The organism is Streptomyces sp. NPDC058239 (genome assembly GCF_042882185.1).
In the GTDB taxonomy this organism is placed as follows: Bacteria; Actinomycetota; Actinomycetes; order Streptomycetales; family Streptomycetaceae; genus Streptomyces.
Genome location: NZ_JBHVWS010000077.1, coordinates 22,728 through 37,351, shown reverse-complemented (window position 1 = coordinate 37,351; position 14,624 = coordinate 22,728). Strand labels below are relative to the sequence as shown.

At 69.5% G+C, this 14,624-nt stretch carries 8 protein-coding genes and 2 pseudogenes; 2 read left to right on the top strand and 8 right to left on the bottom strand.

Features of this window, described 5'->3' with window-relative positions; genetic code table 11:
* Window positions 1-325 (top strand): annotated as a pseudogene (locus ACFVYE_RS42955) (hypothetical protein); the annotation flags it as partial.
* On the opposite strand, the gene ACFVYE_RS42950 reads toward ACFVYE_RS42955, so the two are convergent.
* The 3 genes from ACFVYE_RS42950 to ACFVYE_RS42940 all read right to left on the bottom strand — a co-directional run bounded on the left by ACFVYE_RS42950 (window position 295) and on the right by ACFVYE_RS42940 (window position 2,019).
* Window positions 295-699, bottom strand: a complete 405-nt coding sequence (locus ACFVYE_RS42950; protein ID WP_389608860.1) for a hypothetical protein — start codon at window positions 697-699, stop codon at window positions 295-297. The pseudogene ACFVYE_RS42955 and the gene ACFVYE_RS42950 sit on opposite strands and share 31 nt — an antisense overlap.
* A gap of 409 nt (window positions 700-1,108) precedes the next feature.
* Window positions 1,109-1,744 (bottom strand): DUF1345 domain-containing protein, encoded by a 636-nt coding sequence (locus tag ACFVYE_RS42945; protein ID WP_383968432.1) that lies wholly within the window; start codon window positions 1,742-1,744, stop codon window positions 1,109-1,111.
* A 5-nt stretch (window positions 1,745-1,749) separates the two neighbouring features.
* Window positions 1,750-2,019, bottom strand: coding sequence for a hypothetical protein (locus tag ACFVYE_RS42940; protein WP_383968491.1), 270 nt, complete (start codon window positions 2,017-2,019; stop codon window positions 1,750-1,752).
* A 335-nt stretch (window positions 2,020-2,354) separates the two neighbouring features.
* Between ACFVYE_RS42940 and ACFVYE_RS42935 the strand changes: the two genes are divergently transcribed.
* Window positions 2,355-4,688, top strand: a complete 2,334-nt coding sequence (locus tag ACFVYE_RS42935) for an FdhF/YdeP family oxidoreductase (protein WP_383968434.1) — start codon at window positions 2,355-2,357, stop codon at window positions 4,686-4,688.
* Window positions 4,689-4,723: 35 nt separating this feature from the next.
* On the opposite strand, the gene ACFVYE_RS42930 is transcribed toward ACFVYE_RS42935, so the two are convergent.
* The 5 genes and pseudogenes from ACFVYE_RS42930 to ACFVYE_RS42910 all read right to left on the bottom strand — a co-directional run bounded on the left by ACFVYE_RS42930 (window position 4,724) and on the right by ACFVYE_RS42910 (window position 14,581).
* Window positions 4,724-6,505, bottom strand: coding sequence for an FUSC family protein (locus ACFVYE_RS42930; protein ID WP_383968437.1), 1,782 nt, complete (start codon window positions 6,503-6,505; stop codon window positions 4,724-4,726).
* A 64-nt stretch (window positions 6,506-6,569) separates the two neighbouring features.
* Window positions 6,570-6,746 carry a hypothetical protein gene (locus tag ACFVYE_RS42925; protein ID WP_389608864.1) on the bottom strand — a complete coding sequence of 59 codons (177 nt, stop codon included), beginning with the start codon at window positions 6,744-6,746 and terminating at the stop codon, window positions 6,570-6,572.
* A gap of 255 nt (window positions 6,747-7,001) precedes the next feature.
* A pseudogene (locus ACFVYE_RS42920) lies at window positions 7,002-7,933 on the bottom strand (class II fumarate hydratase); the annotation flags it as partial.
* A 98-nt stretch (window positions 7,934-8,031) separates the two neighbouring features.
* A complete protein-coding gene (locus ACFVYE_RS42915) occupies window positions 8,032-9,693 on the bottom strand; it encodes an NAD-dependent malic enzyme (RefSeq protein ID WP_389608857.1) in 1,662 nt (553 codons plus the stop codon).
* 295 nt (window positions 9,694-9,988) lie between these two features.
* The gene (locus tag ACFVYE_RS42910; protein ID WP_389608855.1) at window positions 9,989-14,581 is read right to left on the bottom strand and encodes an HAD-IC family P-type ATPase; all 4,593 of its coding nucleotides are present in this window, start codon (window positions 14,579-14,581) and stop codon (window positions 9,989-9,991) included.
* Window positions 14,582-14,624: the final 43 nt, after the last annotated feature.

Genomic DNA, 14,624 nt, shown 5'->3' with positions numbered 1-14,624 from the left:
GCGCCGTTGGCGCCGAGCCCGCCCTTTCCGTCATCCGGGGCCGGTGGTCAGGAGAAGTCGGAGGCGCCGTCGCACCGATGTCGTCCAGTTCTTCCCCCGACCCGCCCGCCCCGAGCGGCTGACCACCGCCGTGCTCTGCAAAATGCGAAGTGGCGCGTTCCGGGGCGCCGTCGGCACGCGCGGCGTCAAGGAAGTCGCCCGTCTCGGCGCTCCGGCCGGTGACGACGATCGTGTCGCCCCGGCCGGGATACACCTCGGCAACAGCCTTGCCGATGCCGTCGGTACCGCGACCTGTCAGCGGTTTCGTGGACTGCCCGGTGTGTGACGAGGGACCGGGGGTGGAGGTATCTCGGCGGGGTCGCGCAGAGGACGGATGACGATGTCGCCCTTCGCGCGTCCGGAGACGGTCGCCGCCTCGGCGTGGTCACGGGCCGCCTGTTTCAACGCGTCGGCCACCACCCGGGCAGCCGCAGCGGTGCCGCCGGGGCCGGTGCGATGGAGCGTCCACGTGATCTGGCTTCCGGTGACGGGCAGCGTCGTCACTGTCACCTGCTCCAGTCGGGCCGCGAAATACGCGGGCAGGACCGCGGCACCGACCTGCCCAGCCAGCAGCGCCGGGACGGCGATCAAGTCATTCTCGCGCCGGATGTACTCGGGCGATCCGGCCGCGCATCGGCCGCCCCGCAGAGTGCTGATCATGGAGACCGGCTGGAACGGCGCGAGCCGTTCCAGCTCCTGGTACTCAGGTGCAACCGCCCGTCCGGGCCGGCATGGCCTGCGTATTCGGCCAACTGCCAGCCGTTCTTGCGGCCCACCGGGCCGAGCGGTCCGTGCACGTAGTCCGCCATTCGGCGCCGGGGTTCCACGCGGGGAATCCGGTGTCCGATCACAGGAAGAGCTCTTCCAATTCCTGATCCCACGCGCTCGTCGCCACATCGTCGATCGCGATACCGGGCTGCCCGCACCGCTGTCACTGCATGCGGCGATCGCCCTGCTGCCGCACGGCGCTCACAGCCTCGACGCCGACTTCCATGTCCGTGCCGTGCCTCTCGCCTCGCATCGGCTCGGGGAGGCGGTCCTGACATGACCGTACGGGAGCGCCCTCACATCAGCCCGTGACGATTCCGGCGACAAGGTTGATGGTGGTGGCCAGGATGCTGGCGCCGAAGACATAGGACAGCAGGCAGTGCCGGAGGGCGACCGCGCGAATCATGGAACTGGAAACGTCGGTGTCGGAGACCTGATAGGTCATTCCGAGGTTGTAACTGAAGTAGAGGAAGTCGCTGTACTGCGGCGGGTCGTCGGAATTGAAGTCGATCCCGCCTTCGGGTGTCAGGTAGTAAAGGAACGCGTAGCGGGTGGCGTACATCAGGTGGAGTGCCGCCCAGGCCATGAACACGCCACAGAGTGCCGTCGCGGCCGCGGCGTGTCTCAGGTTCGAGTCGCCGACCAGGAGGAGCACCACGATGCCGCCCAGTCCGCACAGGGCGGCCGCGACGACGGCGAGTTCCTCGGTGAGGGGCCGGAACTCCTCGCGTCGGACGTTGTGATGGGTGGTGGCGGCGTCCATGGGCCACAGGACGATCCACCCTGCCACGACGAAGATCGTCTCCGCCGCGGCGATTCCGGCGAGAATGCCCAGCGGTGTGTTGGTCATTACACCGACGACCGCGCCGATCACCGCTCCGACAACCGCCGCGCCGGCCAGTCGGGGAACGGCGGAAAGCGCCAACCAGTGGTTCATGGGCCTCAAGAGCGACCGCCTCGATAGCTCGTGGGGGCGGGGTCTTCATCACTCGTGTTGAGTGCGACGTGCGAGTTCGCCGACCTGATGCCGTCGGGTGGTTCGACGTTGGCCCTCTGGGTGCGTCCGATGACACGTTCCCACTGCTCGACGGTCAGCGACGTCCAAGCCGCCACGTCGGGCACGTACTTCTGCACGATCACGTAACTGCCGCCCCGGCACCGGGCGCCGACGACACGGGCGGAGCGCCACCGAGCGAGTCGGACCCGCCGGATCGCTGGAGCCCCTCCCTCACAGTGGCCTCACCGCCGGGGCCACAGTGGCCACCGGGAACGCAGCTGCCCTCGGGGGGCGGCTGCGACGACGGGGCCATGTGACTCCGTCGGACAATGAGACTCGAAGCGAATGGACAGGACAGCGTCAGAGTATCCGTGTGTGAACGAGGGTGCAGCCCGACAGCACGACGACGCACCCCTGCGGAGAATCTTCCCAGGCCGCACCATGTCCCACCGGGCTCACAGGCGCAGCAGCGGCCGCGAGGGTCGGGTGGCGTGCATTGATCAGCGGACATAGCCTGCCCGGAAGTGTCGTTTTGTCACCTCATGCCCGAATGGTGGAAGGGTTGAGAGTCTTGAGCGCCAACAATGACGAGCAGGAACCCCTGGAGCCCGGAGTGGGGCCCGTCCCCGAGGGGAATCCGGAGTTTCACCCCTACCACCACCCCGCTGCAGGCTGGGGCGCAGCCAAGAGCGTGAGCCGTTTCCTGGTGCGCGAGGGCGCGCTGGTGGACGGCCCTCGGGCAATCATGCGGATGAACCATGAGAACACCGGGTTCGACTGCCCCGGATGCGCGTGGCCGGACGACACCAAGGGGCTGCACCTGGACATCTGCGAGAACGGAATCAAGCACGTCACCTGGGAGATGACCCGCAAGCGGGTCGGACGCGAGTTCTTCGCCGCCCACTCGGTGACCGAGCTGTCCGGGTGGAGCGACTACGACCTCGAGAACCAGGGCCGGTTGACCGAACCGATGGTCTACGACCCTGATTCGGACCACTACGTCCCGATCAGCTGGAAGGACGCGTTCGAGGTGGTCGGCCGTGCTCTGCGCGAGCTCGACAACCCGAATCAGGCATCGTTCTACACCTCCGGCCGTCTCGGCAACGAGGCCACCTTCCTCTACCAGTTGATGGCCCGAGAACTGGGCACGAACAACCTGCCGGACTGCTCCAACATGTGTCACGAGGCCAGCGGCCGCGCCCTCCAGGCATCCCTGGGCACCGGCAAGGGAACCGTCGACCTCCAGGACTGGGAGACCGCCGACGCGCTGTTCATCCTGGGAGTCAACGCCGCCTCCAACGCGCCTCGAATGCTCACGGCCCTCGCCGAGGCGTACCACCGCGGCGCCCAGATCGTGCACATCAATCCGCTCGTCGAGGCGGCGGCCACACGCACCATCGTCCCGCACGACTTCACGGACATGGCCCTCTTCAAGACGACCCGAACCAGCACACTGAACCTGCAGCCCCGCATCGGCGGCGACATGGCCCTGCTGCGCGGCATGGCCAAGGCGATCCTGGAGCAGTCCGAATCCGACCCCAGGGCTCTGGACCGGGAGTTCATCGACCGCCACACCGCCGGCTTCGAGGAGTACCGCGCGCTGTGCGAGGCCACGTCGTGGGAGGAGATCGAGAACCAGTCCGGGCTGAGCCGCGCCGACGTCCTCGAAGCGGCGCGCGTGTACGGCGAGGCCGACCGCAGCATCGTCAGCTGGTGCCTGGGCATCAGCCAGCACGAGCACGGCGTCGACACCGTCCGGGAAATCGTCAATCTGCTTCTGCTCCGCGGCAATCTGGGACGGGAAGGAGCGGGCCCCTCCCCCGTACGAGGGCACAGCAACGTCCAGGGCAACCGCACCTGCGGCATCGACCACCGCCCCACGGACGAGTTCCTGGACCGCCTCGCCGAGGTCTGCGACATCGAGCCGCCCCGTGAGCACGGTCTGGACACCGTCCACACGGTCAAGGCGATGCACAGCGGCGACGTGAAGGTGTTCGTCGGCATGGGCGGCAACTTCGCCCTCGCGGCGCCCGACACCCCGTACACCTGCGCGGCGCTGCGCAACTGCGACCTCACCGTCCAGGTGAGCACCAAGCTGAACCGCAGCCACGTCGTCCACGGCCGCCGGGCCCTCATCCTGCCGTGCCTCGGCCGCACCGAGAAGGACCATCAGCGCAAGGGCATCCAGAGCACGTCCGTCGAGGACTCGATGAGCATGGTCCACCTGTCGATCGGGATGAAGCGCCCCGCCTCCTCGCACCTGCTGTCCGAGCCGGCCGTCATCGCCGGCATGGCCCGGGCGGCCCTGCCCGACAGCGCCACGCCATGGGACTGGTACATCGAGGACTACGACCGTATCCGGGACACCATGGCCCAGGTCCTCGACGGCTTCGAGGACTTCAACCGCCGCGTGCGCCTTCCCCTCGGCTTCCGCATCAAGCAGCCCGCCCGTGAACTGGTCTTCTTCACCCCGTCCGGACGCGCCGAGTTCTCCACCGCCGTCCTGCCCGACGTCGTCCCCGCCCCCGGCACGCTCGCACTGGCCACCATGCGGTCCCACGACCAGTGGAACACCACCATCTACTCCGACAACGACCGCTACCGCGGCATCAAGAACCTGCGCACGCTCGTCTTCATGAACCGGGCCGACATGCGCGAACGCGCTATCGCCGACCTCGGCCCCGTCGACATCACGAGCACCGCGAAGGACGGCAGTCAGCGGTCCCTCAACGGCTACCTCGCCATCCCCTACGACATCCCCCGCGGCTGCGCAGCCGGCTACATGCCCGAGATGAACGTGCTGTGCGCGCTCAGCGACTACAGCACCCAGAGTGACCAGCCGATCATGAAACATGTCAAGGTCACCATCGGCCCCGCCGCCTGAGCAGGGAGCGCGCACGGGCGGAGCTCCGCGCAGCATCACCGCCACCGGACGAGCCGCTCCAGGAGGAGGTGAGCACGCTGCTCCGCGGCAGCGAGTTCGGTGGGGTCGATCTCCGCCGGCCAGAGCTCGCCCGCCGCGGCGTCGTCGGCCTCACGCAACTCCACCACGGCTGCCGCCAGGTGCGTCTGGACGATCGGGAACGACAGGGCCAAGCGGTCGTCCAACGCTTGCTCCGCACGCTCGGACGCCTCCGTGCACGCGGCCAGTGCGCGCTCTGCCCGGACCGCGGCATGGTCATGGACCACCACAAGCGCACAGCCCAGCGCGATGACGATCCCGAGAACGCTGCTCAGCGCCCGGTCCTGGACGAGGGCTCCGGCAGGTGAGGGAGCGACCAGGTCTGTCAGCAGCAGCGCCAGCGGCGTGAGGAAGACGACGCCGAGACCGTAATTGCGGGCCACGACGTACTCCAGCAGGAACTCCAGAAGAACGATCACGAGGACGAGCACCACGGGTTCGGGGCGCGCGGCCAGCACACCGAGAGCGAGCATCAGTCCGGCGACCGTGCCCAAGGTGCGCTGCACGGCCCGCTGTGCCGCCGTACGGACGTTGATCGAGTGCAGCACAGCCGCGGCGGAGATCGCCGCCCAGTAGCCGTGTCCGAGGCCCAGCAGGAGGGCCGTCCCTCCCGCCAGCCCGGTGCCGAGGACCATCCGCAGGGCGGGAACGAGCAGGACCGACGCGTGACCGGGGCCGCCGTGGCGCTGCCCCGTCACCAGTTCCGCGGCGCGCAGTTCCGCGGCGCGCCGGGTGGCGGGGTCGGCCGGAGCCGGCTCGGGGCCCGTCACGGAGACCATGCCGGCCTGGGCGATCACGGACGGGAGCGACAGCTCGGGCAGCAATTGCGGAACCCTGTGGCGACGGCTGACGAGCAGGCGAACCTGGCCGCGCAGGTGCTGCGCCAGACCCGTCGGGTCATCGGGTGGCCGACGTGTGGAACCGATCAGCAGCGACCAGGAGAGGTCGGTCAGACGGACGCACGTTCCACCCCGGCCGCCCCACTCGGCGGCTGTCGGAGGCATGAGGCCAAGAGTCCGGTACGCCTGCAGAACAGCAGCTGTCGCCCGGTGCCGGACGAGCCCGCTTCCGTCCCCTGCGCCGGTCGCCTCCAACAGCTCTGCGAGCTCGCGCAACGCCGCGGCCACGGCGAGCCGCTGCGGACGGTCCGGGTGCACGAACCACCCCGACACAGCCAGTACCCAGGCCACGGCCGCACCCGATGCGGCCAGGGCGGTCTGCGGAAGGATGTCGGCGGCGGCCGGCGAACCGTTGGCCGCTACGGCGAAGGAGAAGAGCAGCAACACCGCGCCCAGCCCGCTGAGACGTGCCGCGTCACAGGCGAGCTTCGCCGCACCGGCCACCACGGCCATGGCCGCGACCACCACTGCGGCGCCTGCTCCCCCGTCCCGGGGATGGGCCCACGCGGCGAGAGCCGAACCGCAGCCCACACACGCTGTCATGGCCACCGCGACCAGCGCGAGGACACGGGCACGACGCGCGTAGGGGAGGTTGCGGCCGAACGTGGTGGTGAAGGAGCCCAGCATGGCGTAGACAGCCTGATCGGCCCGCCCGGCCAATGCCATCGGCAGCGCCGGCAGCGCCATGGCCAGCGCGGCACGCAGAGCGAAGGACAGGGCACCGTCCACGCTCTGCAGAGCGAGCGCGCCACGTGGGGAGAGCGCGCGCCCCACACGGCCTGCCGAACGCCGCCAACTGCTCCCGATCACAGCAGGGAGCAGAAGACGCAAGCGGGGCATATGCGGTGTATATCACCTGCTTCTGCTCCCAGGCGGGTCATTGATCACTGAATCCACTCGGATCTCAATGCTTGAGGTTGACCATCTTCTTGGGATCGACGATGCGGTCGAAGTCGTCTGGGGTGATGTAGCCGGTTGCGAGGGCGGCTTCGCGCAACGTTGTCCCCTCGTCGTCCGCCTTGTGTGCGATCCGGCTGGCCTTGTCATAGCCGATTACCGGCGAGAGCGCGGTGACGAGCATCAGGGAGCGGGAGAGGTAGTCGTCGATCTGCGGGCGATTCAATTCGGTGCCTTCGATGCAGTAGGTGCGCAGCTTCTCGCCGGCGTCACCGAGAATGCCGGCGGAGTGCAGGAAGTTGTTGATGATGACGGGCCGCATGGCGTTGAGTTCGAAGTTGCCCTGGGTGCCGGCGAACGCGACGGCGCCGTCCTCGGCCAGGACCTGGATACAGACCATGACCATCGCCTCGCACTGGGTCGGGTTGACCTTGCCGGGCATGATGGAACTGCCCGGCTCATTGGCAGGCAGCACGAGTTCACCGACGCCGCAGCGAGGGCCGGAGGCGAGCCAGCGGATGTCGTTGGCAATCTTCATCAGCGGCACGGCGAGAGCCCTCAGTCCGGCGGAGGCCGCCACCATGGCATCCAGACTGCCTTGGGCAGCAAAGGAGTTGGAGGCCGTGCGGAACGGATAGCCGGTCAGCTGCGCGATCTCCTGTGACACCTGGGCCCCGAAACCCTCGGGGGCATTGAGACCGGTGCCGACCGCGGTCCCCCGACGGCCAGCTCGTACAGGCCCGGCAGGGTGGCCTCGATGCGGTCGACGGCGCCGGAGATCTGGGCGGCGTAGCCGGACCATTCCTGGCCTACGGACAGCGGGACGGCGTCCTCCAGGTGAGTGCGCCCGATCTTGACGATGTCCCACCACGCTTGGGACTTGGCCTCCACGGCATGTTGAAGTTCCCTCACCTTCGGTAGCAGGTGCTCGTGGACCCGGCGGACGGCGGCGATGTGCATCGCGGTGGGGAAGGTGTCGTTGGAAGACTGGCCCATGTTGACGTGGTCGTTGGGGTGGACCGGTGTCTTGGACCCCAGCGTGCCGCCGACCAACTGGACAGCCCGGTTGCTGATGACCTCGTTGACGTTCATGTTGCTCTGCGTGCCGGACCCGGTCTGCCACACGTACAGCGGGAAGTGGTCGTCCAGGCCACCGGAGATCACCTCGTCGGCGACGCGGGCGATCAGGTCGGCCTTCCAGCCGGGCAGGCGGCCCTCGCACCCGTTGACGAGCGCGGCGGCCTTCTTGACGTAGCCGTAGGCGTGGTAGACGGCCTTGGGCATGCGGTCGTCGCCGATGGAGAAATGGATCAGGGACCGCTGCGTCTGGGCACCCCAGTACCGATCGGCGGGCACCTCGATGGCTCCCATCGAGTCCGTTTCGCGGCGGGTGCCAGTGGCGTCGATGCCGATCGGGACGTCCCGCACCTTCGGTGGCTGCTCGACGGCGGCGTGCTGGTGCCCGGACGTCATTGCGACGCCTCCTTCTCGGACAGCTGTCCATAGACCGGCTGCCACATGGAGTCCTGCACGGCCTGGACCAGATCGGCCGGCTGACGGGTGGCGACCTTGTCCTGGACGGCCGCCCGGACCACCGCCACCGCCACCGTCGCCGAGGAAGCGCGCAGGTTCGCCACCGGCGGCAGCAGCGGTGCGCCGGGGGCCCTGGCATCGACCTGCCCGGCAACCGCCTCCGCGGCAGCGAGCAGCATCCCGGCGGTGAGCCGTGCTGCCCCGGCCACGACGGTGCCCAGGCCCAGGCCGGGGTAGAGCAACGCGTTGTTGGCCTGCCCGATGACATGGCGCACTCCGCCGTATTCGACGGGGTCGACCGGGATGCCCGTCGCCGTCAGGACCTTGCCGTCGGTCCAGGCCAGCAGGTCGGCCGGCATGGCCTCGATCTTCTCCGTGGGGTTGGACAGCGGGAAGATGACCGGCCGGTCGACGTGCTCGGCCATCGCGGTGACGACCTCCCTGTCGAAGGCGCCCGGCGAGGTCGAGGTGCCGATCAGCATGGTCGGACGGACGTGCCGGACGGTCGCCGGCAGGTCGATCCTCCCGTCCGCCCACCCCTGCACCTCCGAGGCGGGCCGGGCGTAGGGCGCCTGGTAGTCGCGCAGGTCCGGCATCCCCTCGACCAACAGCCCCTGCTTGTCGACCAGCCATACCCGACGGGTGGCCTCCTCGGGTTGCAGTCCGTCGCGGACCATCGCATCACGCAACTGGTCGGCAATGCCCACCCCTGCCGTGCCGGCGCCGAACACCACGACACGCTGGTCACGGAAGGACTCGCCGGTGATCTTCAAGGCCGACACCGCGGCAGCCAGGGTGATCGCCCCGGTGCCCTGCATGTCGTCGTTGAACATCCGATAGCGCTCCCCGTACGTTTCGAGGATGCGGCGGGCATTGCCCGGCCCGAAGTCCTCGAAATGCAGCAGGGCGTTCGGATACAGCTCCGAGACCGTCTCCAAGTAACTCTTGATGAACGCGTCGTACTGTTTCCCGCGTACCCGGCTGTGGCGCACGCCCAGATAGAGAGGATCGTTCAACAGGTCCTCATTGTCAGTGCCGACGTCCATGACCACCGGCAGACAACGGGCCGGCTGCAGGCCGGCCGCAGCGGTGTAGACGGCGAGCTTGCCCACCGAGATCTGGATGCCTTGCACCCCCCAGTCGCCGATGCCCAGGATCTCCTCGGCGTCGGTGACCACCACCAGGTCGACCTCGTCGCGGTGAAGCTGAAGTGCCTCGAACGAGCAGTGCACATCCTGCGGCCGGTCGATGGACAAGAACACCCCACGCGGACGCCGGTACTCGTGGCTGTACTGCTTGATCGCCTCTCCCACGGTCGGGTCGTAGACGATCGGCAGCAACTCGGCGAGGTGATCTTGCAGCAGCCGGTAGTACAGCACCTCATTGCGGTCGTGCAACTGCTCGAGGTTGATGAACTTCGCCAGCGCGGTCGGCTCCTGCCGCAACTGCTCGTAAGCGCGGACTGCCTGCTGGTCGAGGGTGAACACGGCGTCGGGCAGTCGGCCCACCAGTCCGAGGCGCTTCCGCTCCTCGGCCGTGAAAGCGCTACCGCGATTGGCCAGCGGCTTCAACAGGACGGGAGGCATATACATGGGCATGAGCGCTCCTCCATGGGCATGACGCCACCGGTTCCGGGCCCGCTCTCCCATTTTCGACCCGCTGCCCGGGCGTCGCTACCGCGAATGGCCGCACTGCCTCCGCCAGGCCACGATCGTGGCGTTGGCCAGCTTCGGAGGGAGCGCGCAGCCGATGGCCCCTCCATGGAGTCGGAGACGGTCCCGGATCTTGAACACCGCATACAGCCGGACGCGCACGACAGCCATCAGGAACAGCGTGAAAAGAGCCCCAAAAGCCGCCCGAGCTCGGGCATGTGACCGTTGTTCATACAGGCTGTCAGCGGACGAGCCGGACCACGGGGCGCAGCCGTGACGTGAGGTCGGCCAGCAGTTGTTCGGCCTGTGGCAGTACATGGGGTCCGAGGGAGGCGGTGCCGACGGCGACTGCAACTCCTGTCCAGGCCAGTGGGCCCAGCGGCGTGCACCCGAAGAAGTGGCTGACGACGGGTGTCTGTACCAGGGCGATGAGCACGGCTGCGGTACCGAGGACCGTGGTCAGGACCAGCGGGCTGTGGCGGCGCCCGACGACGGTCTGCGTGAGTTGGGCGCCGACCACACCGCACAGGGCCATGGTGCTGGTGCGTCGGGCTGAGCCGGGAGTGAGGGTGCCGATGAGCCATGCGATGGCCGCACCGATACCGGTGATCAGGCCACGATGACGGATCTGGCGTGTCAGCGGTTGCCCGAGGACGGCGAGGCCCACGGGTACGGTGTCGGCTGCGGTGGACTCACCGGCGGGTTCGGGTTCGTGGGGGGTGACCGCGACCGCCATCGCCGGGAACATGTCGGTGAGCAGGTTGACCAGCAGCAGCTGACGTGTCGACAGCGGCGACGTACCGGACAACAGTGTGCCCAGTACGGAGAAGCCGACCTCACCGGCGTTACCGCCGAGCAGGATGCTGATCGCGTCGGCCACGCTGCGCCAAAGGGCTCGGCCTTCGCCGATGGCATCGATGAGAACCGACAGTTCGTCCGTGGTGATCACGAGATCTGCGGCGTTGCGTGCGGCTGCCGATCCGCGCGCGGCGATACCGACCCCGACATCGGCAGCGCGGATGGCGGCGGCGTCGTTGGCGCCGTCGCCGACCATGCCCACGACGCAACCCGCCTCCCGGAGTGCCTCGACGACCTGGAGCTTCTGCTCGGGTGCGACGCGGGCCACGACACCGCAGTCCCGGAGCAGACGGGCCCGTCCCGCCCGGTCCAGTGAAGCCAACTCGTTACCGGTGACGACCGTGACATCCGGGGGCCAGCCCAGGGCGATGGCCACGGAGCGGGCGGTCTGTGGGTGGTCGCCGGTGAGCATGACGGGTCGTACGCCGACCTCTCCGAGACCGGCCACGAGCGGTGCGGAGCTGGCGCGGGGGGTGTCGGCCAGTGCCACGAACCCGATGAGCTCCAGCAGTTCGAGGGGCTTGTCCAGTGCCTCCTTCGCCTCGTCGTCCGTCGCGAGACGGCGCTGGGCGACGGCCAGGAGCCGCAAACCCTGGCCGGCGAGCAAGTGCGCCCCTTCGACGGCTGCCGGATCCGTATCCGGGCAGCAGGGCAGCACGACTTCCGGCGCGCCCTTGACGATCAGCATGTTCGCGCCGTCCGCGTCTCTTCCGGCGGCGGCGGCGTAACCCCGGCTCGCCTCGAAGGGCTGGGCCTGTACGGTGGTCCACCCGGCCTCGGGCGGCGCTGCTGCCAGGACCGCCTCGTCGGTGGCGTGCGCGTGGACGTTCGGCTGCTCGGCAACGCGGGGGCAGGCCCGGGCGGCGATGCGCAGGATGTGTTCCGCCTCGACGGCGTCGGCCGGGTGCTCGGCGCCTGTGCCGGCGATCAGGCGGACGACCCGCAACCGGTTCTCGGTGAGGGTTCCTGTCTTGTCGAAGCAGAAGGTGTCCACGCGTCCGAGCGCTTCCAGGCTGCGTGGCGTGCGTACCAGGACGCCGAGCTTGCTCAGCCGCCGTGCCGCGGCCATCTGCGCGACGGTCGCCACCAGAGGCATGCCCTCGGGTACTGCGGCCACTGCGACTGCCAGTCCGCCCTGGAGGGCTGTGCGCACCGGGCGGCCGCGCACCATGGACAGGCCGGCCACCGCGGCGCCGCCGACGAGGGTGAGGGGCAGCACCCGGCGGGTGAGCCGGTGCAGTCGTGCCTGAACCCCCGCCGAGGTGGGTACCCGGGCGGCGAGGGACGCCGCGCGGCCGGCTTCGGTCTGGTCACCCGTGCCCACCACCACTGCCCGGGCGTGGCCGGCCACCACCGTGGTGCCTTCGAACACCATGCAGCTGCGGTCAGGGACGGACGCCTGCGGTACGGCGGCCACTTGTTTGCGGGTGGGCAGTGACTCGCCCGTCAGCGAGGACTCGTCCACCTCGAAGCCACTGACCTCCAGCAGCCGCGCGTCGGCCGGCACCACATCGTTGGTGCGCAGCTCGATCATCTCGCCGGGCTTCAGCCGCACGGCCTCGACGACAGATGCCTCTTCTGCCGACGGGTGCGCGAGTCGCCGGGCGGTTCGCCGCTGCCCGGTCACCAGTGCGGACAGCGCCTGCTCCGCACGCAATCGCTGTACCCCGCCGACCAGGGCGTTCACCGCCACGGCGGCGATGACCAGGAATGCGTCCACCGCGGACCCCAGCAGTGCCTGCGCTGTGGCACCGACCACCAGGACCGGGGTGAACGGGTCGTCCAGTTCGGCCCACACGGCGCCGGCCAGACGTGCGCTCACCCGTGCAGGTGCGAAGGCAGGGTGCGTGGCAGCGGTGCCCGCGATGTGGCCGACCCGGGTCCGTACCACCGTCAGGGCGGTGGGCGCGGCGCGTGACGCCTTCGCCAGCCGGGCCACGACCTGTTCGGGCTGCAGGGCGTGCCAGGGCACCCGCGGCCTGGGGTGGGGGGTGGTACCGGCGGCTACCCCGAATGCGGCGCACCAGCCCATGACCAGGGCCGCGGCGGTGGCGATATTGACGGGGCTGAGCCGTACTTCGAGAGGGAAGGGAACCCGCTGCGACCGAGCCCCCTGGGTGAGTACCAGGAGCTCGGAGAGTGTGGCGCCCGCCTCTGCGCAGAATTTGGCACGCCGGCTGACCGCCCGTGCTGCGGGCACGGCGGACAGCAGCCGCCACACGCCCTCCAGTCCGCGCAGGGGCAGAAGGTCGGCGCCCCAGACAATGGCGCTGCGCTCGTCGGTGACTGCGACGGCGATGTCACTGCGGAGCAGTCCGTCGAGTACGTCGTGGGCGGCGGCAGTCAACTTCCGTTCGGCTGCTGCCCGGTCGTGCGGAACACGCGCCACCGTGAGGACCGTTCGGCCCTCGTTCTGCAGGGCAGCCACCGCCTCGGCCAACGGGATGTCGGCAGAGATGAGTTGGTCGGCCAGGGTCCCGAACTCGCCGAGCGAGCAGTCGTCCACCACCACGACGTGCAGACCGGCCCGGCGCGCCGCGTTCAGCGCGGCTTCGGCCATGGGATCGACCTCCCAGCCGACCAGGACGGTGCCGACGTCCGTTCCGTGAACCGACGCGATCATCAGTCCCGCGTCCGGCGCCGTCTCATCGGGCACCGGGCGAAGGCCGATCGATGGCTCGTCGGACGGTGTTGCCGCGTCCTCGGGCGCGCTCAGGGCCGCGGTGGCTTCCTGCCACAGCCGGTGGTGATCCCAGTCGGTCGTGCTGGGGTGGACCTCGAGCACAGTGCGCCGAGTGCTGCGTAATGCTTGGGGATGCAGGACCACGGTGTCCACGAGCTCCAGTTGGCGCAGCCGCTCGGGGTCGCGGACCAGCACGTCCTCGCGTGCCAGGGCACTGCCGAGCGCCGCGGTGAAGGCCGCCGGGCCGTAACGTGCGGCTTTGGGTGAACCGGCGAGTACGGTCTCGGCCGCCTCGTCGAGGCTGCGGGTGAACAGGAGCGTGGTGGCTGCGCCGCCCAGCATCCCGTTGACCGCGGCGGCGGCATATTCCTCGCCCGGGCACGGACGCAGCGGCGGACGTACGACGTCGGCGTTGGCTGCAGTCAGCCGGTCCGGGGCGCACAGCGTGTCGTGCACGGCGTCGAACGTCGCGAGCTGAGCCAGCGATTCCACCAACTGGGCGGTCCGCAGTGCCGCGTCGAGCAGCAGCGGACTCGGCGACTGTCCGATCCCGCAGACGGCCGCATGGGCCGCGGCCAGCACCAGATCGGCTGCATCCGGGCCCAGCGCACGGCTCAGCACCACGCGTACCCGCGAGTCCTCACGCAGCATGACGACCGCGGCCACCATGGCCTCCGGCGCGCTCTTCACAAAGGCTGCCCGTGCCGCGACTGCGACGCCGATGCCCGCCGCGTCGCACGCCAGGGCGACAGCGTTGGCACGCACGCCCCCGGCGGCGCCCGGGTGCACGTGTTCCAGCGTCTGATCACTGACGTGCACAAGCCCGTGTCCGGCGGCCAGTTCGGACACCTGGTCCACCACCTGCTCGCCGACCGCGTCGTCGGTGGTCTGCACGACCAGCCGCCCCAGGCCGCCGTCCCAGTAGGCGATCAGCACGTCAGGGTGCTCGGCCAGCTCGACGGCCACCTTTCTGGCGGCGGACTCCAGTCGTTCCACGGTTCGAACGGGCGCGTCCGGGTGGTGCTCCAGTGCGAGGTGCATCCGGGATCCGGCGCGCCAGTAACCGACCTGAGGAGTCATCGCGTTGCGGGCGACCCTGCCGACCCGCAGCGCGGTCGACGACACCGCCGCCGCCCCGTCCACCACGCCGCGCGCACCGGCGTTCACAAGCTCAGCGGCAAACCGCGCCGCATCTGCGGTCGGCGGGGCGATCCGGTGGGTGGCCTCGACCGGCACAGCCAAGGCGCTCTGGAGGGCCACGGAGGGCAGCCCGGTCAGGAAGCGGAACAGCATGTCTCACCTTCGCGGGCTTGCCGCACGCGGCCGGGGCGGAACG

What these genes read in the sequence shown, in the direction of transcription:
- ACFVYE_RS42950 (WP_389608860.1), bottom strand. Translation starts at nt 699, where the DNA reads ATGATCAGCACTCTGCGGGGCGGCCGATGCGCGGCCGGATCGCCCGAG.
- ACFVYE_RS42945 (WP_383968432.1), bottom strand. Translation starts at nt 1,744, where the DNA reads ATGAACCACTGGTTGGCGCTTTCCGCCGTTCCCCGACTGGCCGGCGCG.
- ACFVYE_RS42935 (WP_383968434.1), top strand. Translation starts at nt 2,355, where the DNA reads ATGGTGGAAGGGTTGAGAGTCTTGAGCGCCAACAATGACGAGCAGGAA.
- ACFVYE_RS42930 (WP_383968437.1), bottom strand. Translation starts at nt 6,505, where the DNA reads ATGCCCCGCTTGCGTCTTCTGCTCCCTGCTGTGATCGGGAGCAGTTGG.
- ACFVYE_RS42925 (WP_389608864.1), bottom strand. Translation starts at nt 6,746, where the DNA reads ATGCTCGTCACCGCGCTCTCGCCGGTAATCGGCTATGACAAGGCCAGC.
- ACFVYE_RS42915 (WP_389608857.1), bottom strand. Translation starts at nt 9,693, where the DNA reads ATGCCCATGTATATGCCTCCCGTCCTGTTGAAGCCGCTGGCCAATCGC.
- ACFVYE_RS42910 (WP_389608855.1), bottom strand. Translation starts at nt 14,581, where the DNA reads ATGCTGTTCCGCTTCCTGACCGGGCTGCCCTCCGTGGCCCTCCAGAGC.